At 60.5% G+C, this 25,378-nt stretch carries 22 protein-coding genes; 13 read left to right on the top strand and 9 right to left on the bottom strand.

From position 1 onward, the window contains the following. Positions 1-76 precede the first annotated feature (76 nt). Positions 77-793: a ribonuclease PH gene (gene rph, locus ACSBQV_RS22515; protein ID WP_025160305.1), complete on the bottom strand. Its 717-nt coding sequence runs from the start codon at positions 791-793 to the stop codon at positions 77-79. 126 nt (positions 794-919) lie between these two features. Here rph and ACSBQV_RS22510 point away from each other — a divergent pair, with 126 nt between their 5' ends. Beyond that, on the top strand, positions 920-1,783 hold the full coding sequence (locus ACSBQV_RS22510; protein ID WP_015379441.1) for a YicC/YloC family endoribonuclease: 864 nt from the start codon (positions 920-922) through the stop codon (positions 1,781-1,783). A 54-nt stretch (positions 1,784-1,837) separates the two neighbouring features. On the opposite strand, the gene ACSBQV_RS22505 is transcribed toward ACSBQV_RS22510, so the two are convergent. Then, on the bottom strand, positions 1,838-2,227 hold the full coding sequence (locus ACSBQV_RS22505; protein WP_099784791.1) for a hypothetical protein: 390 nt from the start codon (positions 2,225-2,227) through the stop codon (positions 1,838-1,840). Positions 2,228-2,598: 371 nt separating this feature from the next. On the opposite strand from ACSBQV_RS22505, the gene ACSBQV_RS22500 reads away from it, so the two are divergent. Continuing rightward, on the top strand, positions 2,599-3,783 hold the full coding sequence (locus ACSBQV_RS22500; RefSeq protein ID WP_004931212.1) for a NupC/NupG family nucleoside CNT transporter: 1,185 nt from the start codon (positions 2,599-2,601) through the stop codon (positions 3,781-3,783). A gap of 34 nt (positions 3,784-3,817) precedes the next feature. On the opposite strand, the gene ACSBQV_RS22495 is transcribed toward ACSBQV_RS22500, so the two are convergent. After that, a complete protein-coding gene (locus ACSBQV_RS22495) occupies positions 3,818-4,252 on the bottom strand; it encodes a DUF3574 domain-containing protein (protein ID WP_099784820.1) in 435 nt (144 codons plus the stop codon). Between the two features lie 253 nt (positions 4,253-4,505). Between ACSBQV_RS22495 and ACSBQV_RS22490 the strand changes: the two genes are divergently transcribed. From ACSBQV_RS22490 to recG, 6 genes are all read left to right on the top strand, one after another. Further along, the gene (locus tag ACSBQV_RS22490; RefSeq protein ID WP_025304704.1) at positions 4,506-5,123 is read left to right on the top strand and encodes a trimeric intracellular cation channel family protein; all 618 of its coding nucleotides are present in this window, start codon (positions 4,506-4,508) and stop codon (positions 5,121-5,123) included. A 211-nt stretch (positions 5,124-5,334) separates the two neighbouring features. Beyond that, a complete protein-coding gene (gene gmk, locus ACSBQV_RS22485; RefSeq protein WP_033636481.1) occupies positions 5,335-5,958 on the top strand; it encodes a guanylate kinase in 624 nt (207 codons plus the stop codon). 54 nt (positions 5,959-6,012) lie between these two features. Next, on the top strand, positions 6,013-6,288 hold the full coding sequence (rpoZ, locus tag ACSBQV_RS22480) for a DNA-directed RNA polymerase subunit omega (protein WP_004931221.1): 276 nt from the start codon (positions 6,013-6,015) through the stop codon (positions 6,286-6,288). Between the two features lie 18 nt (positions 6,289-6,306). Further along, positions 6,307-8,418 (top strand): bifunctional GTP diphosphokinase/guanosine-3',5'-bis pyrophosphate 3'-pyrophosphohydrolase, encoded by a 2,112-nt coding sequence (gene spoT, locus ACSBQV_RS22475; protein ID WP_015379445.1) that lies wholly within the window; start codon positions 6,307-6,309, stop codon positions 8,416-8,418. Positions 8,419-8,423: 5 nt separating this feature from the next. Further along, positions 8,424-9,119 carry a tRNA (guanosine(18)-2'-O)-methyltransferase TrmH gene (trmH, locus tag ACSBQV_RS22470; protein WP_041037384.1) on the top strand — a complete coding sequence of 232 codons (696 nt, stop codon included), beginning with the start codon at positions 8,424-8,426 and terminating at the stop codon, positions 9,117-9,119. Beyond that, positions 9,116-11,197: an ATP-dependent DNA helicase RecG gene (gene recG, locus ACSBQV_RS22465; RefSeq protein ID WP_042785598.1), complete on the top strand. Its 2,082-nt coding sequence runs from the start codon at positions 9,116-9,118 to the stop codon at positions 11,195-11,197. Before trmH ends, recG begins: the two co-directional genes overlap by 4 nt. Before the next feature lie 42 nt (positions 11,198-11,239). On the opposite strand, the gene gltS is transcribed toward recG, so the two are convergent. Then, positions 11,240-12,451, bottom strand: coding sequence for a sodium/glutamate symporter (gene gltS / locus ACSBQV_RS22460; RefSeq protein ID WP_033645177.1), 1,212 nt, complete (start codon positions 12,449-12,451; stop codon positions 11,240-11,242). 240 nt (positions 12,452-12,691) lie between these two features. Here gltS and ACSBQV_RS22455 point away from each other — a divergent pair, with 240 nt between their 5' ends. Continuing rightward, positions 12,692-14,092, top strand: a complete 1,401-nt coding sequence (locus tag ACSBQV_RS22455; RefSeq protein WP_099784793.1) for a nucleobase:cation symporter-2 family protein — start codon at positions 12,692-12,694, stop codon at positions 14,090-14,092. Positions 14,093-14,220: 128 nt separating this feature from the next. Further along, entirely contained in the window at positions 14,221-15,882 is a 1,662-nt protein-coding gene (locus tag ACSBQV_RS22450) for an AsmA family protein (protein ID WP_089197557.1), read from the top strand. Between the two features lie 38 nt (positions 15,883-15,920). Here ACSBQV_RS22450 and fabY read toward each other — a convergent pair whose 3' ends face one another. The 5 genes from fabY to typA form a co-directional block, all read right to left on the bottom strand. Next, a complete protein-coding gene (gene fabY, locus ACSBQV_RS22445; protein WP_004931235.1) occupies positions 15,921-16,868 on the bottom strand; it encodes a fatty acid biosynthesis protein FabY in 948 nt (315 codons plus the stop codon). Positions 16,869-16,889: 21 nt separating this feature from the next. Continuing rightward, positions 16,890-17,327, bottom strand: coding sequence for a D-aminoacyl-tRNA deacylase (dtd, locus tag ACSBQV_RS22440; protein WP_016929644.1), 438 nt, complete (start codon positions 17,325-17,327; stop codon positions 16,890-16,892). Continuing rightward, entirely contained in the window at positions 17,324-18,217 is an 894-nt protein-coding gene (locus ACSBQV_RS22435; RefSeq protein ID WP_099784795.1) for a virulence factor BrkB family protein, read from the bottom strand. Before ACSBQV_RS22435 ends, dtd begins: the two co-directional genes overlap by 4 nt. 51 nt (positions 18,218-18,268) lie before the next feature. Beyond that, a complete protein-coding gene (yihX, locus tag ACSBQV_RS22430) occupies positions 18,269-18,859 on the bottom strand; it encodes a glucose-1-phosphatase (protein WP_033645174.1) in 591 nt (196 codons plus the stop codon). Between the two features lie 166 nt (positions 18,860-19,025). Next, positions 19,026-20,849 carry a ribosome-dependent GTPase TypA gene (gene typA / locus ACSBQV_RS22425; RefSeq protein ID WP_004931243.1) on the bottom strand — a complete coding sequence of 608 codons (1,824 nt, stop codon included), beginning with the start codon at positions 20,847-20,849 and terminating at the stop codon, positions 19,026-19,028. A gap of 370 nt (positions 20,850-21,219) precedes the next feature. Here typA and glnA point away from each other — a divergent pair, with 370 nt between their 5' ends. The 3 genes from glnA to glnG all read left to right on the top strand — a co-directional run bounded on the left by glnA (position 21,220) and on the right by glnG (position 25,294). Further along, a complete protein-coding gene (gene glnA / locus ACSBQV_RS22420; protein WP_033645173.1) occupies positions 21,220-22,629 on the top strand; it encodes a glutamate--ammonia ligase in 1,410 nt (469 codons plus the stop codon). Positions 22,630-22,823: 194 nt separating this feature from the next. Then, positions 22,824-23,873, top strand: coding sequence for a nitrogen regulation protein NR(II) (gene glnL, locus ACSBQV_RS22415; RefSeq protein ID WP_004931246.1), 1,050 nt, complete (start codon positions 22,824-22,826; stop codon positions 23,871-23,873). A gap of 8 nt (positions 23,874-23,881) precedes the next feature. After that, entirely contained in the window at positions 23,882-25,294 is a 1,413-nt protein-coding gene (glnG, locus tag ACSBQV_RS22410) for a nitrogen regulation protein NR(I) (protein ID WP_033652266.1), read from the top strand. Positions 25,295-25,378: the final 84 nt, after the last annotated feature.

Below are 25,378 nucleotides of genomic sequence, written 5' to 3'. Positions count from 1 at the left end.
ATCTGCTTGGGTCTTGTCATTACTGCCGCCCGATCGGCGGGCATAAAAAAGGCGACTTCTCAGTCGCCTTGAAAAATTAGTCCGCCAGCGCCGCTTTCTGCGCCTGGAAGATGGTTTCGATGCCTCCTCGGGCCAGCGCCAATAGCGCCAACAGCTCATCGTGGCTGAACGGCTCGCCTTCGGCGGTGCCCTGCACTTCAATCATGCGGCCGTCTTCCATCATCACCACGTTCATGTCGGTTTCCGCCGCGGAATCTTCTACATACTCCAGATCGCACAGCGCTTCGCCGTTGACGATGCCGACGGAAACCGCCGCCACCATGCCCTTCATCGGATTGGCTTTCAGCTTACCGTTGGCCACCAGGGTGTTCAGCGCATCGGCCAGCGCCACGCAGGCGCCGGAGATGGAAGCGGTGCGGGTACCACCATCGGCCTGCAGTACGTCGCAGTCGAGAGTGATGGTGAATTCACCGAGCTTTTTCAGATCCACCGCAGCGCGCAGCGAACGGGCGATCAGGCGCTGGATCTCCAGCGTGCGGCCACCCTGTTTGCCTTTGGCGGCTTCACGGGCGTTGCGGCTGTGGGTGGAGCGCGGCAGCATGCCGTACTCGGCGGTGATCCAACCTTGCCCCTGGCCTTTCAGGAAGCGCGGAACGCCCTCTTCTACCGTGGCGGTGCACAAGACTTTGGTATCGCCAAACTCAACCAGCACTGAACCTTCAGCGTGTTTGGTATAGTGACGGGTCAGTGTCAGGGGGCGAACTTGCTGTGGTGCTCTGCCTGCAGGACGCATGGGCTCTCTCCGGCTTCAAATCAACTATTGGCTGCGCATTATACGGGCTTCGTGACGTAATGCCTATCCTGCCCGCAGCCGCGACGCTATAATCGCCCCATCTTTTCCTATTACGGGTACGCATCAATGATCCGCAGCATGACCGCCTACGCCCGGCGTGAAATCAAGGGTGAATGGGGCAGCGCAGCCTGGGAGCTGCGTTCCGTTAACCAGCGCTACTTAGAAACCTACATCCGCCTGCCGGAGCAATTCCGCAGCCTGGAGCCGGTGATCCGTGAACGTATCCGTGGCCGCCTGACCCGCGGCAAAGTCGAATGCAACCTGCGTTTCGAACTGGATCCAAGCGCGCAAAGCTCGCTGATCCTGAACGAAAAACTGGCCAAACAGCTGGTCGAAGCCGCCAACTGGGTGAAAATGCAGAGCGACGAAGGAGAAATCAACCCGATCGACGTGCTGCGCTGGCCGGGCGTGATGTCCGCGCAGGAGCAGGATCTGGACGCCATCAGCGCCGAGCTGATGCAAGCGCTGGACGGCGCGCTGGATGACTTTATCGTCGCACGCGAAAGCGAAGGCGCCGCGCTGAAAACGCTGATCGAACAGCGCCTCGACGGCGTCAGCGCCGAAGTGGTCAAAGTGCGTGCCCAGATGCCGAACATCCTGCAATGGCAGCGCGAGCGCCTGGTCAGCAAGCTGGAAGAGGCGCAGGTGCAGCTGGAAAACACTCGCCTGGAGCAAGAGCTGGTGCTGATGGCGCAGCGCATCGATGTCGCCGAAGAGCTGGACCGCCTGGAAGCGCACGTGAAAGAGACGCACAACATCCTGAAGAAGAAAGAAGCCGTCGGCCGCCGCCTCGACTTTATGATGCAGGAATTCAACCGCGAATCGAACACCCTGGCCTCCAAGTCAATCAATGCCGACGTCACCGCCTCCGCCATCGAGCTGAAGGTGTTGATCGAGCAAATGCGCGAGCAGATCCAGAACATCGAGTGATCCGCTCCGCACGCCATCAAGCCCGCGCCACGCGGGCTTTTTTATGGCTATAGATCAGCGATAGGCGGCCGCCTGTTCCTCACCGATCAACCCCATTTTCTGCAGTTGCACCGCAATGCTCCAGGTTGAACGCTCGAACTCATCGCTCAGCGCCTCCAGCGTCGTCCCGGCCGCATGGCTCTCGCGCAGCCGCAGTTTTTCTTCTTCCGGCCAAGGGAAGTAGGCATTGGCCGGCCGGCCCTCGGCCAGATTCTTCTGCCGCTTTTCTTCCGGCGTCAGCCTGGCTTTTTTCTGCAGTTCAGATTCACCGTCAAACTCGTCGGCCAACGCGAACAGAAGGCGGATAGCCTCCGGCGCGCAGGCCGCTGAAGCCGGTCTCAACAGCTCGCCGGTGTCGGGATTAACGCCGTTGGCCAGCGCCCTGAGCAACATGCCGGTATTCATCGTTCGCCTCCTTGTTCGATAAAATGCGCGCCGGTCGCGGCGCCTTGCCCAAACATGTTTCTCTTCCTCAGCCGAGAAAACCACGCTTTGCGTCGGGAAAAATCGCCGATTGCGAACCAGATTCCAGGCGCCTGAACGTGCGGGACGGTGGTTGCATCAGGCTGCGAGCCGGCAGGCATCATGGAGGACGGCTCACTAAGGCACTTCGGGGGCTTATGAAAAACTGCCGAGCAGCGCGTGCGGATGACAATCGGCAAGATATCCCGCACGCCATAAGTATTTTGTTCTAATTATCACGCAAGGTAATGAAAGGACGGCGATGCTGTGGCTAAATGTGTTTTTTTCCTGCCCGTGAACCGTACGGACCGTTTATGCCACAAATTCTGCAATTTATTATGGCCCTGGTGGTGATCATCGCCCTGGCGCTGCTGGTCAGCAATAATCGCAAGAAAATCCGCCTGCGCTATATCATCCAGCTGTTGGTGATCGAAGGCGCGCTGGCCTACTTCTTCCTGCACTCCGCCAGCGGGCTCAGCGTGATCAAGCACGTCGCCGGCTTCTTCGACACCCTGCTCGCCTACGCCGCCCAAGGGTCGGAGTTCGTGTTCGGCGGCATGAGCAAAGATGGCCTGGCGTTTATCTTCCTGGGCGTTTTGTGCCCTATCATCTTTATTTCCGCCCTGATCGGCATTTTGCAGCATTTCCGCATCCTGCCGCTGATCATCCGCCTGGTGGGCACCCTGCTGTCCAAGGTCAACGGCATGGGCAAGCTGGAATCGTTCAACGCCGTCAGCACGCTGGTGCTGGGGCAGTCGGAGAACTTCATCGCCTACAAGGGCATCATCGGCGACATCTCGCCGCGCCGCATGTACACCATGGCCGCGACCGCCATGTCGACGGTATCGCTCTCCATCGTCGGCGCCTACATGTCGATGATCGACGCGCAGTACGTGGTGGCGGCGTTGATCCTTAATATGTTCAGCACCTTCATCATCCTGTCGATCATCAACCCGTATCAGGTCGAAGACGAGCCGGAGCTGAAGCTGAACAAGCTGCACGAAGATCAGAGCTTCTTCGAAATGTTGGGCGAGTACATTCTGGCCGGCTTCAAAATTGCGATGATCATCGCGGCGATGCTGATCGGCTTTATCGCGCTGATCTCCGCCGTCAATGCGCTGTTCTCGGCGGTGCTCGGCATCAGCTTCCAGCAGATCCTCGGCTACGTGTTCTATCCGCTGGCCTGGCTGATCGGCATCCCGGCGGAAGAGGCCCTGAAGGCGGGCAGCATCATGGCGACCAAACTGGTGGCCAACGAATTCGTGGCGATGATTGAGCTGAAGAAAATCGCGGCGGAGCTGTCGCCGCGCGGGCTGGGCATTCTGTCGGTGTTCCTGGTGTCGTTCGCCAACTTCGCCTCCATCGGCATCGTCGCCGGCGCCATCAAGGGGCTGAACGAGCAGCAAGGCAACGTGGTTTCCCGTTTTGGCCTGAAGCTGGTTTACGGCTCGACGCTGGTGAGCCTGTTGTCGGCGGCCATCGCCGGCCTGGTGCTGTAATCCCCACTCCCGGCCGCAGGGCCGGGAGTTCGCTTTAAAACGCCACGCACACCGGCGCATCCACCCGCATTACCGAATCCTGCGCAAACTGCTGCTTATAGCCGCTGCGCAGCGCCTCGATATTCGCCTCGCTCTCTTTGCCCGGCGCATGGATCAACAGCAGCGCCTTGCTGTTCTCGCGCGCCAGCTTGCCGTCGTGACCCAGCCACTGCCCTTTGGCATCAAACACCGTCAGCCCGTCTTTAAAACGCGGCGTCACCTGGCTATCGACGAAGGTTTGCCACTCGGCGGCGGTGATCGCCGGCCCCGCCGGCCGGTTCAGGCCGAAGTAGAGCGTTGTCTGCACCAGCGGATCGCCGGTGCGACAAGCCGGGGCGGGGGAAACAGCCTGGTGGGCTGGCGCCACGCAGCCGCTCAGCAGCAGGGCGGCCACCATGGCGCCGGCGGCCAGTCTTGGGGAGTTTTTCATCAGCAGTCTCGATTTTTCGGTTGAAGGATTCGCTGCAAAAATCATAGTCAGCGATGGAAATTAGCGCGAAATTTCTAATGCTTTCATTAACAGCCAGATGTTAAAAAAGGCTGGTTATCGGCAATAAAAATGGAATTTGGATTAGCTATATTAATCCGAAACGCCATCGGTGAAAAAAACTCAGTGGCGCGCGTCCTCGGCGGCGATTACCCTGCCGGCCATCATTCTGACGCAATTACGCTGTGAACCCCTTATGTTACTGAGCATCCTTTATATCATCGGCATCACCGCCGAAGCCATGACCGGCGCGCTGGCGGCCGGCCGCCGCCAAATGGACATGTTCGGCGTGATCATCATCGCCTCTGTCACCGCAATCGGCGGCGGGTCGGTGCGCGATATGTTGCTCGGGCATTTTCCGTTGGGCTGGGTCAAACACCCGGAATACATCGTCATCGTCGCGATAGCGGCGATCGTCACCACCTGGGTGGCTCCTCTGATGCGCCATCTGCGCCGCCTGTTCCTGGTGCTCGACGCCGTCGGCCTGATCGTCTTCTCCATCATCGGCGCGCAGGTGGCCCTGGATATGGGGCACAGCGCCATTATCGCCGCCATCGCCGCGGTGATCACCGGCGTCTTCGGCGGGGTGCTGCGCGATATGTTCTGCAACCGCATCCCGCTGGTTTTCCAGAAGGAGATCTACGCCGGCATCTCCTTCAGCGCCGCCTGGCTGTATATCGGCCTGCAGCACCTTAGCCTGCCGCACAATCTGGTGGTGATCCTCACCTTGGTCGCCGGCCTGAGCGCGCGTCTTATCGCCCTGCGCTTCCGCCTCGGCCTGCCGGTGTTCAACTACCAGCATCCGGATCACTGATCTCGGGGCGGCAACGCGCCGCCGCCGAGGCCAAAACTGCAAAAATGTCGCCCTTCGACGCGCAAATTCGCCCTTTCGGCGCTTTTTCCACGCAAAGCCGCGGGCAAAATGCGAGCTAACGCTGCACCCGGCGCGTTAGCCGTGTATACTGTGCGGAGAAAATACACATCCGCTGTTTTTGGCATATCAACCGTTATCAACGAACATCATCATGGCTCAAGGCACGCTTTATATTGTCTCTGCTCCCAGTGGCGCAGGTAAATCAAGTCTGATTCAGGCTTTGTTAAAGACGCAACCGCTGTACGACACGCAGGTTTCGGTTTCGCACACCACGCGCGACAGTCGCCCGGGTGAAAATCACGGCGAGCACTATTTCTTCGTCTCGAAAGACGAATTCCGCCGGATGATCGAGCAGGACGCGTTTCTTGAGCACGCCGAAGTGTTCGGCAACTATTACGGCACCTCGCGCGCCGCCATCGAACAAGTCTTGTCGACCGGCGTAGATGTGTTTCTGGATATCGACTGGCAGGGCGCGCAGCAAATCCGCGCCAAAATGCCGCAGGCGCGCAGCATCTTCATTCTGCCGCCGTCGAAGGAAGAACTGGGCCGCCGCCTGCGCGGGCGCGGGCAGGATTCCGAAGAGGTGATCGCCAAACGCATGGCTCAGGCCGTGGCGGAAATGACGCATTACGCGGAGTACGATTACCTGATCGTGAACGATGATTTCGATCTGGCGCTGTCCGATCTGAAGACCATCATTCGCGCCGAACGCCTGCGTTTGGGCCGCCAGTTGCTGCGGCATGACGCTTTAATCAGCAAACTATTGGCAGACTGAAGGCAGTTTCAGTATCATGCCCAGTCTTTTCGTCACCTGTGGAGTAGCACAAATATGGCACGCGTAACTGTTCAAGACGCTGTAGAGAAAATTGGTAACCGTTTTGACCTGGTGTTGGTCGCTGCTCGTCGGGCGCGTCAGATCCAGACCGGCGGCAAAGATGCACTGGTTCCGGAAGAGAACGACAAGTACACCGTTATCGCCCTGCGCGAAATCGAAGAAGGCCTGATCACCAGCCAGATCCTCGACGTGCGTGAGCGCCAGGAACAGCAAGAGCAGGAAGCCGCAGAGATTCAAGCGGTTACCGCGATTGCTGAAGGTCGTCGTTAATTAGACTGCGAGTCCGCCTTGTACCTGTTTGAAAGCCTGAATCTGCTGATTCAACGTTACCTGCCCGAGGAGCAGATTAAGCGCCTCAAACAGGCATACCTCGTCGCGCGCGACGCGCACGAGGGCCAGACACGCTCCAGCGGTGAGCCCTACATTACTCACCCGGTCGCCGTGGCCTGCATCCTGGCGGAAATGCGTCTCGATCACGAGACGCTGATGGCGGCGTTGCTGCACGACGTCATCGAAGACACCCCAGCCACCTATCAAGATATGGAACAGCTGTTCGGCAAGAGCGTCGCCGAACTGGTTGAGGGCGTCTCCAAGCTCGACAAGCTGAAGTTCCAGGACAAGAAAGAAGCGCAGGCGGAAAACTTCCGCAAGATGATCATGGCGATGGTGCAGGATATCCGCGTCGTACTGATCAAGCTGGCCGACCGTACGCACAACATGCGCACCCTCGGTTCGCTGCGCCCCGACAAACGCCGACGCATCGCGCGTGAAACCCTGGAAATCTACAGCCCCCTCGCCCACCGTCTGGGTATTCATCACCTGAAAACCGAACTGGAAGAGCTGGGCTTCGAGGCGCTGTACCCAAACCGTTATCGCGTGATCAAGGAAGTGGTGAAAGCCGCGCGCGGCAACCGCAAAGAGATGATTCAAAAAATCCTCTCCGAGATCGAAGGGCGGCTGACCGAAGCCGGCATCGCCTGCCGCGTCAGCGGGCGGGAAAAACACCTCTACTCCATCTACCTCAAGATGCACCTGAAAGAACAGCGTTTCCATTCCATCATGGATATCTACGCGTTCCGGGTGATCGTAAAAGAGGTCGATACCTGCTACCGCGTGCTCGGCCAGGTGCACAGCCTGTACAAACCGCGCCCGGGGCGAGTGAAAGATTACATCGCCATTCCCAAGGCCAACGGCTATCAATCGCTGCATACCTCGCTGATCGGCCCGCACGGCGTGCCGGTCGAAGTGCAGATCCGCACCGAAGACATGGATCAGATGGCTGAGATGGGGGTGGCCGCGCACTGGGCTTACAAGGAAAGAGAACAGGGCGAAACCGGCACCACGGCGCAGATCCGCGCCCAGCGCTGGATGCAAAGCCTGCTGGAGCTGCAGCAAAGCGCCGGCAGTTCGTTTGAATTTATCGAGAGCGTCAAATCCGATCTGTTCCCGGATGAGATTTACGTTTTCACCCCGGAAGGCCGCATCGTCGAGCTGCCCGCCGGCGCCACGCCGGTCGACTTCGCCTATGCGGTGCATACCGATATCGGCCATGCCTGCGTCGGCGCGCGCGTCGATCGTCAGCCATACCCACTGTCGCAGTCGCTGACCAGCGGCCAGACCGTCGAGATCATCACCGCGCCGGGCGCACGGCCCAACGCCGCCTGGCTGAACTTCGTGGTCAGCTCGAAAGCGCGCGCCAAGATTCGCCAGATGCTGAAGAACCTCAAGCGCGACGACTCCGTCGGCCTCGGCCGCCGTCTGCTCAACCACGCGTTGGGCGGCAGCCGCAAGCTGGCCGAAATCCCGCAGGAAAACATTCAGCACGAGCTGGATCGCATGAAGCTGGCGACGCTGGACGATCTGCTGGCGGAAATCGGCCTCGGCAACGCCATGAGCGTAGTGGTGGCGAAGAACCTGCAGGGCGATCAGTCCAGCCTGGGCACCACCTCCGGCGTACGCAACCTGGCCATCAAGGGCGCCGACGGGGTGTTGATCACCTTCGCCAAGTGCTGCCGTCCGATTCCGGGCGACCCGATTATCGCTCACGTCAGCCCGGGCAAAGGGCTGGTGATCCACCATGAATCCTGCCGCAATATTCGCGGCTATCAGAAAGAGCCTGAGAAGTTCATGGCGGTCGAGTGGGATAAAGAGACCGAGCAGGAGTTCATCGCCGAGATCAAGGTGGATATGTTTAACCACCAGGGCGCGCTGGCCAACCTGACGGCGGCGATCAACGCGGCCGAATCCAATATTCAGAGCCTGAACACCGAAGAGAAAGACGGTCGGGTTTATAGCGCCTTTATCCGCTTGACCACCCGCGATCGCATCCATTTGGCAAACATTATGCGTAAAATCCGTATCATGCCGGATGTGATCAAAGTTAACCGCAACCGAAACTAGCGCTTATGAGTCCTGAACGCTATGCGCGGATTTGTGAAATGCTCGCGACCCGGCAGCCGGATTTGACGGTCTGCCTGGAGCAAGTGCACAAGCCGCATAACGTCTCCGCCATTATCCGCACCGCCGACGCCGTCGGTGTGCATCAGGTCCACGCCGTGTGGCCCACCACCCGCATGCGCACCCTGGTTTCCTCCGCCGCCGGCAGCAACAGCTGGGTCAGCGTCAAGACCCATCGTTCCATCGGCGACGCAGTCGGTCACCTGAAAGCGCAGGGCATGCAAATTCTGGCCACCAACCTGTCTGCGCGCGCGGTCGATTTCCGCGAGGTGGACTACACCCGGCCAACCTGCGTGCTGCTCGGCCAGGAAAAAACCGGCATCACCGAAGAAGCGCTGGCGCTCGCCGATCAAGACATCGTCATTCCGATGATCGGCATGGTGCAATCGCTCAACGTCTCCGTGGCTTCGGCGCTGATCCTGTATGAGGCGCAGCGCCAGCGGCAAAACGCCGGCCTGTATCGCCGCGACAACAGCATGCTGGACGAAGAAGAGCAGCAGCGTCTGCTGTTCGAAGGCGGCTATCCGGTGCTGGCCAACGTGGCCAAGCGCAAGGGGCTGCCGCGTCCGCAGATCGACGAACAGGGCCAGGTGGTCGCCAGCGCCGAATGGTGGGCGGCCATGCAGGCGACGGTGCGCAAATGAAAGGCCGCCTGCTGGATGCTGTCCCACTCACCACGCTTTCCGGGGTTGGCGCCAGCCAGGCGGGCAAACTGGCCAAGCTTGGCCTCGACACCATTCAGGATCTGCTGCTGCACCTGCCGCTGCGCTACGAAGACCGCACCCGCCTCTACCCGATCAACGATCTGCTGCCGGGCATCTACGCCACGGTAGAAGGGGAAGTGCTGCGCAGCGACATCAGCTTTGGCCGCCGCCGCATGCTGACCTGCCAGATCAGCGACGGCACCGGCATCCTCACCATGCGGTTCTTCAACTTCAACGCCGCAATGAAGAACAGCCTGGCCACCGGCCGCCGCGTGACCGCCTACGGCGAGATCAAACGCGGCAACCACGGCGCGGAGATCATCCATCCGGAATACCGTATTCAGGGCGAAACCAGCGAGGTTGAGCTGCAGGAGTCGCTGACGCCGGTCTACCCCACCACCGAGGGGGTGCGGCAGGCCACGCTGCGCAAGCTGACCGACCAGGCGCTGGAGCTGCTGGATACCTGCGCCATCGCCGAACTGCTGCCGCCGGAGCTGAGCGGCGGCCTGATGAGCCTGCCGCAGGCGCTGCACACCCTGCATCGCCCGCCGCCGGACATCCAGCTGGCGGATCTGGAGCTGGGCAAACACCCGGCGCAAAAGCGTCTGATCCTCGAAGAGCTGCTGGCGCATAATCTCAGCATGCTGGCGGTGCGCGCCGGCGCGCAGAGTTATCAGGCGCAGCCGCTGCTGCCGGACGATCGGCTGAAAAACCGTTTTCTCGCCCAGTTGCCGTTCTCGCCAACCGGCGCGCAAACGCGCGTGGTGGCCGACATCGAAGCCGATATGCAAAAAGACTTCCCGATGATGCGGCTGGTGCAGGGCGACGTCGGCTCCGGCAAAACGCTGGTGGCGGCGCTGGCGGCGCTGCGCGCCATCGCGCACGGTAAGCAGGTGGCGCTGATGGCGCCGACCGAGCTGCTGGCCGAACAGCATGCCAACAACTTCCGCCAGTGGTTCGAGCCGCTGGGGCTGGAGGTCGGCTGGCTGGCGGGCAAACAGAAAGGCAAGGCGCGCATCGCGCAGCAGGAAGCCATCGCCAGCGGCCAGGTGTCGATGGTGGTCGGCACCCACGCCATCTTCCAGGAGCAGGTTCAGTTCAACGGCCTGGCGCTGGTGATCATTGATGAGCAGCACCGCTTCGGGGTGCATCAGCGGCTGGCGCTGTGGGAGAAAGGCGAAGAACAGGGCTTCCACGCCCATCAGCTGATCATGACCGCCACGCCGATCCCGCGCACGCTGGCGATGACCGCCTATGCCGATCTCGATACCTCGGTTATCGACGAGCTGCCGCCGGGCCGTACGCCGGTGACCACCGTCGCCATTCCCGATACCCGCCGCGCCGACATCATTCAACGGGTGAAAAGCGCCTGTCTGGAAGAAGGACGGCAGGCTTACTGGGTGTGTACGCTGATCGAAGAGTCCGAGCTGCTGGAAGCGCAGGCGGCGGAAGCCACCTGGGAAGAATTGAAAGCCGCGCTGCCGGAGCTGAAGGTGGCGCTGGTGCACGGCCGCATGAAAGCGCAGGAAAAGCAGGCGGTGATGCAGGCGTTTAAACAGGGCGAGCTGCAGCTGTTGGTCGCCACCACGGTGATCGAGGTCGGCGTCGACGTGCCGAACGCCAGCCTGATGATCATCGAAAACCCGGAACGGCTGGGCCTGGCGCAGCTGCACCAGCTGCGCGGCCGCGTAGGGCGCGGCGCGGTGGCTTCACACTGCGTGCTGCTGTACAAAACGCCGCTGAGCAAAACCGCGCAAACGCGCCTGCAGGTGCTGCGCGACAGCAACGACGGCTTTGTCATCGCCCAGCGCGATCTGGAGATCCGCGGCCCGGGCGAGCTGCTCGGCACCCGCCAGACCGGCAGCGCCGAATTCAAGGTGGCGGACCTGTTGCGCGACCAGGCGATGATCCCCGAAGTGCAGCGCGTCGCTCGCCATCTCCATCAGCACTACCCGGAACACGCCCAGGCGCTGATCGAACGCTGGCTGCCAGAGAAGGCGCGCTACTCCAACGCATAAAAAAGGGCGCCGCAGGCGCCCTTTTCATGATGACTCGCGATATCACCCCACCGCCGGGAACACCGGCAACAGCAGATACAGCTTGATGACGATGGCGTTGGCGATATCGATAAAGAACGCCCCCACCATCGGCACCACCAGAAACGCCAGGTGCGACGGGCCGAAGCGATCGGTGATCGCTTGCATGTTGGCGATCGCCGTCGGCGTGGCGCCCATGCCGAAGCCGCAGTGGCCGGCGGCCAGCACCGCCGCATCGTAGTTCTTGCCCATCACCCGGTAGGTGACGAAGATCGCGTACAGCGCCATCACAAGCGTCTGTACGGCCAGGATCGCCAGCATCGGCAGCGCCAGCGAAGCCAGCTCCCACAGGCGCAGGCTCATCAACGCCATCGCCAGGAACAGCGACAGGCTGACGTTGCCCAGCACCGATACCGCCCGCTCGAACACGGTATAGAAACCGGTGAAGGCCAGCGTGTTGCTGAGGATCACCCCGACGAACAGCACGCAAACGAAGTTAGGCAGTTCAAACACCGTACCGCTCAGCAGACCGGCAATCAGTTGCCCCAGGCTCAAACAAATGGCGATCATGGCGATGGTTTCAATCATCACCAGCGAGGTGATCAGGCGGCCGCTTTCCGGCTTCTCGAAGCCGCTCGGCTGCACGCTGTCTTCCGGTGTGCCTTCCGGCGTAGAGGAGTGTTTAACCAGATAGCGCGCCACCGGGCCGCCGATCAGGCCGCCCAGCACCAGGCCGAAGGTGGCGCAGGCCATGGCGACTTCCGTCGCGTTTTCAAAGCCGTAGCGCTCGATGAACAGCTTGCTCCAGGCCGCCCCGGTGCCGTGGCCGCCCGACAGGGTGATCGAACCGGCGATCAGGCCCATCAACGGATCCAGCCCCAGCATTTTCGCCATGCCGATGCCGATGGCGTTCTGCACCAGCAGCAGCCCCAACACCACGAACAGGAATACCATCAGCGCTTTGCCGCCGGCGCGCAATCGCGCCAGGTTGGCGTTCAGGCCGATAGTGGCGAAGAAGGCCAGCATCAGCGGATCCTTCAACGACATGTCAAAGCTGATTTCCCAGTTGGCGAATTTTTTCAGGACTAACAGCAGGAGGGCCACCAGCAAACCGCCGGCGACGGGAGCGGGAATAGTATATTTTCGCAGCAGAGGAATGCTTCTGACGCACTTGCCCCCAAGGAGCAAAACCAGCGTCGCCGCGACTAACGTGCCATAAGTATCAAGATGAAACATCCAGGTACTCCATGTAAGGGAAAAGATCCAAATAAAAATAATAAGTTATAGAAAACCACGTAGTTTTTAAACTTGATGAGTGCAGGATTAGAAGTAAAAAACGCTGAGATGACAAGAAAAAATGAATGAAAATGCGACATAAACGGGAAAGTCGGCAACATAATATTTAGGCGCAACCGTTTGCTTTTGCGGGGCGGCGCATTAAAATGCCTGCTTTGCCGTATCTGGAAACGCCACACCATGAGCATGTCATCCTCCGAGCTTGATGCCGCACGCCAAACCGCCTCTGAACCCCGCGCCAGCGAACTGATTTATCGCCTCGAAGACCGCCCGCCGCTGCCGCAAACGCTGTTTGCCGCCGGCCAGCACCTGTTGGCGATGTTCGTTGCGGTGATCACTCCGGCGCTGCTGATCTGCCAGGCGCTGGGTCTGCCGGCGCAGGATACCCAACACATCATCAGCATGTCGCTGTTCGCTTCCGGTCTGGCTTCCATTCTGCAAATCAAAACCTGGGGGCCGGTGGGCTCCGGGCTGCTGTCGATTCAGGGCACCAGCTTCAACTTCGTTTCGCCATTGATCATGGGCGGCCTGGCGCTGAAAAACGGCGGCGCCGACGTGCCGACCATGATGGCCGCGCTGTTCGGCACCCTGATGGTCGCCTCCTGCATCGAAATTTTGCTGTCGCGCGTGCTGCATCTGGCGCGCCGCATCATCACCCCGCTGGTTTCCGGCATCGTGGTGATGATCATCGGCCTATCGCTGATTCAGGTCGGCCTGACCTCGATCGGCGGCGGCTATGCCGCGATGAACGACCACAGCTTCGGCTCGCCGAAAAACCTACTGCTGGCCGGCGCGGTGCTGGCGGTCATCATCCTGCTGAACCGCCAGCGCAACCCTTACCTGCGCGTCGCTTCGCTGGTGATCGCCATGGCGGTCGGCTACCTGCTGGCCTGGGCGATGGACATGTTGCCCGCCGACGCTCCGGCGGCGCCGACGGCGGCGATTACCATTCCAACGCCGCTCTATTACGGCCTGGGCTTCGACTGGAACCTGTTGCTGCCGCTGATGCTGATCTTTATGGTCACCTCGCTGGAAACCATCGGCGACATCACCGCCACCTCTGACGTCTCCGAACAGCCGGTCAGCGGGCCGCTGTACATGAAGCGTCTGAAGGGGGGCGTACTGGCCAACGGCCTGAACTCGATGCTGTCGGCGGTGTTCAACACCTTCCCCAACTCCTGCTTCGGCCAGAACAACGGCGTGATCCAGCTGACCGGCGTCGCCAGCCGCTACGTCGGCTTCGTGGTGGCGCTGATGCTGATCGCGCTGGGGCTGTTCCCGGCGGTGGCCGGCTTCGTGCAGCACATCCCCGAGCCGGTACTGGGCGGCGCGACCATCGTGATGTTCGGCACCATCGCCGCCTCCGGCGTGCGCATCGTATCGCGCGAACGCCTGAACCGGCGCGCCATCATGATCATGGCGCTGTCGCTGGCCGTCGGCATGGGCGTCTCCCAGCAGCCGCTGATCCTGCAGTTCGCGCCGGACTGGCTGAAAACCCTGCTCTCTTCCGGTATCGCCGCCGGCGGCATTACCGCCATCGTGCTGAACCTGGTGTTCCCGCAGGAACACGAGAAAAAGTAACCCGCCCATTGACGTTCAAACGGCCGCTTGCGGCCGTTTTTTATTGTCTATCAGACCATTGCCCTTGAGATGCCCGGCCAATTGCGGCATAAACAGGGTATCTTTTTTGACCGATGCGGATGTAGACGATGAAATTTATCGGAAAGCTGTTGCTGACGTTGCTGCTGCTGATCGTGCTGGCGGTGGTGGTGCTGTATCTGGTGGGGCAAACCCGCTGGGCGGCAGGCCGTCTGAGCGCCTGGATCAGCGACAACAGCGAATACCGCCTGTCGATAGGAAAAATCACCCACTCGTGGAATCAGCCGGGCCAGATCGGTCTGGAAGACGTGCAGCTGGCGCGCAGCGGCCAACCACAGGCGCTGGTCGCCAAACGCGTCGATCTCGGCCTCAGCCTGCGCCAAATCACCGAACCGCGCTATTTTTACAGCGTCACGCTGCGCGACGGCACGCTGAACGTGCAGCCACAGGCTGCTGCGCTGCCCGTACAGGCCGACGTGCTGCAACTGAGCAACATGGCGCTGCAGTCCAACGATAGCGAGTGGCAGCTCAACGCGCAGCAGGTCAATGCCGGCATCACGCCGTGGCGCCCGCTGGCCGGGCATCTGCTGGGGGACAACAACCAGTTCCAGTTCAGCGCCGGTTCGATGACGCTGAACGGCATCCCCGCCTCGAAGGTGTTGGTGCAGGGGGAGCAAAAACAGGGCCAGTTGCTGTTGAACAACTTCGGCGCCGATCTGGCGCAGGGCGACCTGACCGGCGTGGCCAGCCGCGCCACCGACGGCAGCTGGCAGGTGGATCGCCTGCGGCTGAGCGGCGTGCGCATGCAGACCCCGATGACGTTGGCGGAATTCATGCGGCGCTTCACCGCTCTGCCGCCGGTCACCCTCAAGCGTTTCGATCTGATCGATGCGCGCCTGGAAGGCAAGGCGTGGGCGGTTAACGATCTCGACCTGTCGCTGCAAAACGTCAGCGTCGAAAAAGGCGACTGGCGCAGTGAAGACGGCTCGCTCAACGTCAACGCCGGCGACGTGGTCAACGGCGGTTTCCACCTGATCGATCCGATCGCCACCCTGCGGCTCTCCTCCGCCGGCATCGCCATTCAGCAGTTCACCACCCGCTGGGAAGGCGGGCTGCTGCGCACCTCCGGCAACTGGCTGCGCGCCGGCAAACGCCTGCAGCTGGATGAAGTGGCCATGGCGGCGCTGGAGTACACCCTGCCTATCGACTGGCGCGAGCTGTGGCTGAAACCGCTGCCGGACTGGCTGGCGGAGGTGTATGTCACCAAGCTGACCACCAACCGCAATCTGATTATCGATATCAACCCGGCATTCCCGTTCCAGATCACCGCGCTGGACGGTTACGGCAGCAACCTGCTGCTGGCGCGCGACCACCAGTGGGGCATTTGGTCCGGTTCGCTGAACCTGAACGGCAGCGAGGCCACCTTCAACAAAATCGACGTGCGGCGCCCTTCGCTGGCGCTGAACGCCGACGCCAACCAGATCGCCGTCACCGAGCTCAGCGCCTTTATGCCCAATGGGTTGCTTGAGGCCAAAGCGACCGTCGATCAGCTGCCGGGCAAGCCGTTCCAGCTGACGCTGCACGGCCGTTCGGTACCGATCAACACCTTGCAGCAATGGGGATGGCAGCCGGTGCCGCTGACGGGAGATGGCAACCTCGAGCTGCAGTTGAAAGGGCTGCTGAACAGCGACGGGCCGTTCAAGGCCTCATTGAAAGGCAATCTGCAGGCCACCGCCGGCGACGGCCAAGCGGTGAACCAACAACTGCCGTAGTGCACTGCGCGGCCCGCCCTCAGGGCAGGGCCGCCGCCTTACTCCTCCAGCGCTTCAGAGCCGCCCTGATCCAACGGTACATCCGGCTCGGCCGGCAACACCATATAGGTGCCTTCGAACACTGCGCCCTTGTCCTCGTCACCGAACAGATGCACTTCGGCGTGTACGCGCGCGCGGCGGCCACGCGCCAGACGCGCCAAATCGCCGCTCAGCGAGCCGAGATCCGCCACCGCCCGCGGCCTGCCGGTAATCGGTTTGCTGTAGCGAATGTGCGCGTCCGCCAGAATGATGGTGCCGCCCAAATGGCGCTCGCGCAGCAGCAGCCAAATCAGCCCCCAGGCGGTCAGCGTCGCCAGTGAGAACAGGCTGCCGGCAAACAGCGTATGGTGCGGATTCTGATTGCCGATCTCCGGCATGGTGGTGACGAAGCGCTGGCCGGTGTATTGGCTGATGCGCACGCCCATCTTTTCGCTCAGCGGGATGTGTTCATACCAGGCCTGCTGCAATTGGCCGCACCAGTCGGGGCGATGCAGAATATCGTCCAGCGTCGCCACCGGTTTGATCATCAAAAAATGACGGATCGGGGTGGTCTGCGGCGCGGTGATCTCGCCCTGATTGACGAAGCCCAGTTTGGCGAAGAAATCCACCGCGTCTTCACGGGCGCTGCACACCACCCGCTTCACGCCTTCCTGCCGCGCGACCGACTCCAGCGTCATCGCCACCAGCGTCCCCAGCCCTTTATCCTGCAGCGTCGGATCTACCGCCAGAAAACGGATCGCCGCCTCGTTGTCGGCATTGATGTACAGCCGCCCGATGGCGACGATTTTACCGGCCTCGTCCACCACCATTTGGTGATGGGCCATGGCGTCATAGGCATCCTTTTCCGAACCCACCGGCTGGTGCAGCGGCTTGCGCAGCATTTCCCAGCGAAACTGGTAATACTCCTTCAGTTCTTGCTCTGTTACGGGTACTCGTAGGTGATACATAGACGCCTGTTCTCCGAATGCTTAGACCTGTAGCCAGAATGTCACCGGACCATCGTTGACCAGCGCCACCTGCATGTCGGCGGCGAACTCGCCGGTCTGGGTCTCTACGCCGCGTTCGCGGCACTGGCCAACAAAATATTGATACAACCGATCGGCGACCAAAGGCGCGGCGCCGCGCGAGAAGCTGGGCCGCATGCCCTTCTGGGTGTCCGCCGCCAGGGTGAACTGCGAAACGACCAGCACGCTGCCCCCGGCCTGCTGGACGTTGAGATTCATCTTGTCGTTCTCGTCGCCGAAAATGCGGTATCCCAATACGCGTTCGCACAGGCGCTGCGCTTTTTGCTCGTTATCGCCCTGCTCCACGCCCAATAACACTAACAAACCGGGGCCAATCTTGCCTACCGTCTCGCCACCCACCGTGACGCTGGCGTTTAACACCCGTTGAATCAACGCAATCATTCCTGCTGCCCTTCTGGTTTTGGTTCCTGTTGCTCCGCCTTCTGCCGGCGGTAGTCGCGGTATTCGCCGATGGTCACGGTGATTTCCGCGCCGAGTAACACGATACACCAGCTCCAGTAGACCCACAGGAATAAAATCGGGATCACCGCCAGCACGCCGTAAATCAGCTGATAGGAGGGGAACATGGTGACGTACAGCGCGAATCCCTTCTTGCCCAGCTCGAACAGCAATCCGGCCACCACCGCGCCAATCAGCGCGTCTTTGGGCGGCACGCGCACCGTCGGCACGATGCAATACAGCAGCCAGAAGGAGGTGCACGACAAAATCAGCGGAAAGATGCGCAGCACCTGATCCACCAGGCCGTTGACGCCGGTCTGTGCCAGCCAGTTGAGCGACAGCAGGTAGGAACTGATGGCCATGCTGGCGCCCACCAGCAGCGGCCCCAGCGTCAGCACCATCCAGTACACGGCGAAGGAGAAGACGATCGGCCGTTTGTTCTTGCTGCGCCAGATGGTGTTCAGTACGCTGTCCACCGAGGAGATCAACAGCAACGCGGTAACGATCAGCCCGCAGGTGCCGACGGCGGTCATCTTGTTGGAGTTGGCGACGAACTGTTCCAGGTAGTTCTGGATCACGTTGCCGGCGGCCGGCACGAAATTGGAAAAGATGAAGCTCTTCAGCTGTTCGCTGATGTCGGAAAACATCGGGAAAGCGGCGAAGAGGGCGAACACCACGGTGACCAGCGGCACCAGCGACAGCAGGGAAACGTAGGCGAGATGGCCCGCCAACATCGTCAGGCCATCGTGGTCGATGCGTTGGTACAGCAGCCGTCCGAAGGTGACGCTTGGCTTAATCGCAGAAGGCAGCTTCTTGCGGCGGAAAAACGACATGGTCACTCCTTGATGTCCGTTGATACGCCTTAAGCTTAACGCGCCCTGCGCTCATTGAGCAAAATAGGCCGGCACCACGTCGCGATCGGTGACGTGCACCGTCTTGATCCCCAGCGCCTGCGCGGCGAGGACGTTCGCCGGGTGATCGTCAAAGAACACCGCGTCGGCGGCGGCGGTGTTTTCCGCAGCCAGCACATGCCGGTAGATGTCAGCTTCAGGTTTGCGCATGCCGAGATCTTGCGACAAATAGAGATGATCGGCGGCGGCGGCCACTTCTGGGTAATGCTGCGGCCAGTAATTGCAGTGCAGACGGTTGGTGTTCGACAGCACCACCACCCGGTGACCTTCGTTGCGCAGGCGCTGCATGATGTCGATCACCTCCGGGCGCAGCGCGACGAATACCGCCTGCCAACCGGTGGCGAACTGCTCAAAGCTGAGCGCGATGCCCATTTCATCGCACAGTTTGCCGGCGAAGTCTTCGTCGCTGATTTCACCGCGCTCATGCTGCTGGAACACCTCACCCATGGTGAAACGATCGGACAACACCGCCAACGGCGTGCCGCTCAAATTGCTCCACACGCCCAGCACACGCTTGAAATCGATATCGACGATCACATTACCTAAATCAAAGATATACAGCATAGTCCTCTCCTGATGGGCCGGTGAGATTTCACTGTAGCGGGAAAAGGAACAGCTGAACAGGGAGCGAAAGGAAAAGCGCATAGCGCGCCGCACAAACGGGGAACAACAGAGGAAAAAACTCAGGGCGCGAGAGCCGCGCCCTAAGCATGAGACACTCAATCAGCGATTAAGCGTCTTTTGGACCGCGGCTGGCACGCTTACGATCGTTTTCCGTCAGGTGACGCTTACGGATACGGATCGAGGTTGGCGTCACTTCTACCAGTTCGTCGTCATCGATGAACTCCAGAGCTTGCTCCAGGGTCATTTTGATGGCCGGAACCAGGGTAGTCGCTTCGTCGGTACCGGAAGCACGCATGTTGGTCAGCTTCTTACCAGTCAGGCAGTTTACGGTCAGGTCGTTGGAACGTGAATGAATACCGATGATCTGGCCTTCATACACTTCCGCACCGTGGCCCAGGAACAGCTTGCCGCGATCCTGCAGGCCGAACAGCGCGAACGCGACCGCTTTGCCCTGGCCGTTGGAGATCAGCACGCCGTTCTGACGCTGGCCCACTTCGCCCGGACGCACATCGTCGTAGTGGCTGAAGGTGGAGTACAGCAGACCGGTACCCGAAGTCATGGTCATGAATTCGTTACGGAAGCCGATAAGACCGCGGCTTGGGATCACGTAGTCGAGACGCACGCGGCCCTTACCGTCCGGATCCATGTTTTTCAGGTCGGCTTTACGCTCACCCATCGCCTGCATCACGGAACCCTGATGCTGTTCTTCGATATCCAGCGTCACGTTCTCGAATGGCTCCTGCTTACGGCCATCGATTTCGCGGAAGATAACTTTCGGACGGGAAACCGCCAGCTCGAAACCTTCACGGCGCATGTTTTCGATCAGCACCGACAGGTGCAGCTCGCCACGACCGGATACGCGGAAGGCGTCCGCATCGTCGGTTTCTTCAACGCGCAGCGCCACGTTGTGCACCAGCTCTTTGTTCAGACGGTCAAGGATCTGACGCGACGTCACGTACTTACCTTCTTTACCGCAGAACGGCGAGGTGTTGACGTTGAAGAACATGGTTACGGTCGGTTCGTCGACGGACAGCGCCGGCAGCGCTTCTACGGCGTTGGTGTCGCAGATGGTGTCGGAGATGTTCAGCTCGCCCAGGCCGGTGATGGCGATGATGTCGCCCGCTTCCGCCAGGGTGCTGTCGATACGCTCCAGACCCAGGTGACCCAGCACTTTACCCACTTTACCGTTGCGAGTTTTACCTTCGCTGTCGATGATGGTGACCTGCTGGTTCGGCTTCACTTTCCCGCGCTTGATGCGGCCGATGCCGATAACGCCCAGGTAGTTGTTGTAGTCCAACTGGGAGATCTGCATCTGGAATGGCGCTTCCAGCTCAACCTGCGGTGCAGACACGTGGTCGACGATAGCCTGATACAGCGGGGTCATGTCTTCTGCCATGTCGGTGTGGTCGACGCCGGCGATGCCGTTCAGCGCAGAAGCGTAGATGATCGGGAAGTCGAGCTGCTCGTCGGTCGCGTCGAGGTTCACGAACAGGTCGAACACCTGATCCACAACCCAGTCAGGGCGCGCGCCAGGGCGGTCAACCTTGTTGATTACCACGATCGGCTTCAGACCGTTGGCGAACGCCTTTTTGGTCACGAAGCGGGTTTGCGGCATAGGGCCATCCATTGCATCCACAACCAGCAGCACCGAGTCAACCATCGACATCACGCGCTCTACCTCACCGCCGAAGTCGGCGTGTCCTGGGGTATCCACGATGTTGATGCGGTAACCATTCCAATTAATGGCGGTGTTTTTTGCGAGGATGGTAATCCCACGCTCTTTCTCCAAATCGTTGGAGTCCATTACGCGTTCGGTGGCTTCCGCACGCTCTCCGAAAGTACCGGATTGTTGCAGCAGCTTGTCAACCAGGGTGGTTTTACCATGGTCAACGTGGGCAATAATGGCGATGTTACGCAAATTTTCGATCACAGCTTTGCCTCGGGCATTAGAAATAGCGCGCTATTGTACACGTATTAAGCGAGGGACTAAACAAGATCACAACCATCTCCTATAAACAACCGCGTACCGGTCAGTTTGTGATCCCTTTCACGGTGCAAAAAGCCGCAATCGTTGCACTTTTGCACCATTTCAGTGCCCACCCCCACCCTTATTGCACCATAACAGTGCAAATTATCACTGATGGTGCATACTGTGTCTGGGTAAAACCCGCGCAGAAAGGCGATGAAAGCCTTTTTAAAAAGTTGGCACGCTTTTCGCTTTAGTCTTTTCAAGGCGAAAAAAAGCCAGTTCCACAGATTCGTTCCACGACGACGACAATGATAAACCGGGAGAGTTAAGTATGTCCGCTGAACACGTTTTGACGATGCTGAATGAGCATGAAGTGAAATTCGTAGACCTGCGTTTCACTGACACCAAGGGTAAGGAACAGCACGTGACTATCCCGGCTCATCAGGTAAACGCCGACTTCTTCGAAGAAGGCAAAATGTTTGACGGCTCCTCTATCGGTGGTTGGAAGGGCATCAACGAATCTGACATGGTACTGATGCCGGATGCCAGCACGGCGGTTCTGGATCCGTTCTTCGAAGAACCTACGCTGATCATTCGCTGCGACATTCTCGAGCCGGGCACAATGCAAGGCTACGATCGCGACCCGCGCTCCATCTCCAAACGCGCCGAAGACTTCCTGCGCTCCTCCGGCATCGCGGACACCGTGCTGTTCGGGCCAGAGCCTGAGTTCTTCCTGTTCGACGACATCCGCTTCGGCAGCAGCATCCGCGGTTCCCACGTGGCCATCGACGACATCGAAGGCGCCTGGAACTCCGGTACCCAATACGACGGCGGCAACAAAGGCCACCGTCCGGCGGTGAAAGGCGGTTATTTCCCGGTTCCACCGGTCGACTCTTCGCAGGATTTGCGTTCCACCATGTGTCTGACCATGGAAGAGATGGGCCTGGTGGTTGAAGCGCACCACCACGAAGTGGCGACCGCCGGTCAGAACGAAGTGGCGACCCGCTTCAACACCATGACCAAGAAAGCCGACGAAATTCAGATCTACAAGTACGTGGTGCACAACGTGGCGCACGCCTTCGGTAAAACCGCGACCTTCATGCCGAAACCCATGTTCGGCGACAACGGTTCCGGCATGCACTGCCACATGTCGCTGTCCAAGAACGGCACCAACCTGTTTGCCGGCGACAAATACGGCGGCCTGTCTGAAACCGCGCTGTTCTACATCGGCGGCATCATCAAGCACGCCAAGGCGATCAACGCGTTGGCAAACCCGACCACCAACTCGTACAAACGTCTGGTGCCGGGCTACGAAGCGCCGGTGATGCTGGCCTACTCCGCCCGTAACCGCTCCGCGTCCATCCGCATCCCGGTGGTCGCCAGCCCGAAAGCGCGCCGCATCGAAGCCCGCTTCCCGGATCCGGCGGCTAACCCATACCTGTGCTTCGCCGCACTGCTGATGGCCGGCCTGGACGGCATCATCAACAAGATCCACCCTGGCGACGCCATGGACAAAAACCTGTACGACCTGCCGCCGGAAGAAGAAGCCGAGATCCCAAAAGTGGCCGGCTCGCTGGACGAGGCGATGGCCGCGCTGAACGAAGACCGCGAGTTCCTGACCCGCGGCGGCGTGTTCACCGACGATGCGATCGATGCCTACATCGAACTGCGCAAAGAAGAGATGGACCGCGTTCGCATGACGCCACACCCGGTCGAGTTCGAACTGTACTACAGCGTCTAAGCCCTACCCGCGCCGTCTGCAAAGGCGGACGGCGCCCACAATTTTTGTTATCGCTTTTTTGTTGCCGTGGAAACTTTCAGCCCATCTTCGGATGGGTTTTTTTCTCCACCGTATTTTCTGCAAAACTATTCCATACCGCGCCGATCCCGGATGGAGTAGGATAGATGCACTAAAAAGGTGCAGGAGTCTGCTGTATGGCAACTGGCAAGCTGCCCGATGCTGGGCAGATCCTCAATTCACTCATCAACAGCATCCTGCTGTTGGATGACTCACTGGCGGTTCACTACGCCAACCCTGCGGCACAGCAGCTGCTGGCGCAAAGCTCCCGTAAGCTGTTCGGCACGCCGCTGCCCGATCTGCTCGGCTATTTTTCGCTGAACGTCTCTCTGATGCGTGAAAGCCTGCGCGCCGGTCAGGGCTTCACCGACAACGAAGTGACCCTGGTGGTCGATGGCCGCGCGCATATTCTTTCCCTGACCGCTCAGGCGCTGCCGGAAGGCTATATCCTGGTCGAGCTGGCGCCGATGGACAATCAGCGCCGCCTGAGCCAGGAACAGCTGCAGCATGCCCAACAGGTGGCCGCCCGCGATCTGGTACGCGGTTTGGCGCACGAGATTAAAAACCCGCTGGGCGGCCTGCGCGGCGCGGCACAGCTGCTGGCCAAAGCGCTGCCCGATCCGGCGCTGACCGAATACACCAAGGTGATCATTGAGCAGGCCGATCGGCTGCGCAATCTGGTGGATCGTCTGCTCGGGCCGCAGCGCCCCGGTCAGCACATCACCCAGAGCATCCATCAGGTCGCGGAGCGCGTCTGCCAGCTGGTGTCGCTGGAAATGCCGGATAACGTCACGCTGGTGCGCGACTACGATCCCAGCCTGCCGGAAATGGCCCACGACCCGGATCAGATAGAACAGGTGCTGCTGAACATCACCCGCAATGCGCTGCAGGCCTTGGGCGAGGCGGGCGGCACCATTACGCTGCGCACCCGCACCGCGTTTCAGATAACGTTGCACGGCACCCGCTATCGCCTGGCGGCGCGTATCGATGTCGAAGATGACGGCCCCGGCGTGCCGGCGCAGCTGCAGGACACGCTGTTCTACCCGATGGTCAGCGGCCGTGAAGGCGGTACCGGCCTGGGATTATCCATCGCCCGCAATCTGATCGATCAGCATTGCGGAAAAATTGAGTTCAACAGTTGGCCAGGTCATACCGAATTCTCGGTCTACCTGCCCATTCGTCAGTGAGGTTTGCAATGCAACGAGGGATAGTCTGGATCGTCGATGACGATAGCTCCATCCGCTGGGTGCTTGAGCGCGCGCTCACCGGCGCGGGCATGAGCTGCGCCACCTTCGAAGGCGGCAATGACGTGCTGGAAGCCTTGGCCACGCAAACTCCCGACGTGTTGCTGTCCGATATCCGTATGCCGGGTATCGATGGTCTGGCGCTGCTCAAGCAGATCAAACAGCGCCACCCGATGCTGCCGGTGATCATCATGACCGCGCATTCGGATTTGGATGCGGCCGTCAGCGCCTATCAGCAAGGGGCCTTCGACTACCTGCCGAAACCGTTCGACATCGACGAAGCGGTGGCGCTGGTCGAGCGCGCCATCAGCCATTATCAAGAGCAGCAGCAGCCGGTGCGCAGCCAGCCGGCCAGCGATCCGGCGGCGGACATCATCGGCGAAGCGCCGGCGATGCAGGACGTGTTTCGCATCATCGGCCGGCTGTCGCGTTCGTCGATCAGCGTGCTGATCAACGGCGAATCCGGCACCGGCAAGGAACTGGTGGCACATGCGCTGCACCGCCACAGCCCGCGCGCCAAGTCGCCGTTCATCGCCCTGAACATGGCCGCTATTCCCAAGGATCTGATTGAGTCCGAGCTGTTCGGCCACGAGAAAGGCGCCTTCACCGGCGCGAACCAAATCCGTCAGGGGCGCTTTGAACAGGCCGACGGCGGCACGCTGTTCCTCGACGAGATCGGCGATATGCCGCTCGACGTGCAAACGCGCCTGCTGCGGGTGCTGGCGGACGGCCAGTTCTACCGGGTCGGCGGCTATGCGCCGGTGAAGGTCGACGTGCGCATCATCGCCGCCACGCACCAGAACCTGGAATTACGGGTACAGGAAGGCAAGTTCCGCGAGGATCTGTTCCACCGCCTGAACGTGATCCGCGTACACCTGCCGCCGCTGCGCGAGCGCCGGGAAGACATCCCGCGGCTGGCGCGCCACTTCCTGCAGATCGCCGCCAAGGAGCTGGGCGTAGAGGCCAAGAACCTGCATCCGGAAACCGAAACCGCGCTGACCCGCCTGCCCTGGCCGGGGAACGTGCGCCAGCTGGAGAATACCTGCCGCTGGCTGACGGTGATGGCCGCCGGGCAAGAGGTGCTGATTCAGGATCTGCCGAGCGAACTGTTCGAAACCGCCGCGCCGGAGAGCCCCAGCCACAGCCTGCCGGACAGTTGGGCCACGCTGCTGGCGCAGTGGGCCGATCGCGCGCTGCGTTCCGGTCATCAAAATCTGCTGTCGGAAGCGCAGCCGGAGATGGAGCGTACACTGCTCACCACCGCCTTGCGTCACACCCAGGGGCACAAACAGGAAGCCGCACGCCTGCTGGGCTGGGGCCGCAATACCCTGACCCGCAAGCTCAAAGAACTGGGCATGGAATAGGCGCTTAGGTTGATGATAAAAAACGCAGCCCGGCGCACAAAAAAACGCCAACCGCAGACTTTACAGCCGGTGCGGGCGCAGTAT

It is taken from the genome of Serratia sp. B501, assembly GCF_051172315.1.
Classification (GTDB): Bacteria; Pseudomonadota; Gammaproteobacteria; order Enterobacterales; family Enterobacteriaceae; genus Serratia; species Serratia ureilytica.
This window is presented reverse-complemented; position numbering and strand designations above follow the sequence as displayed.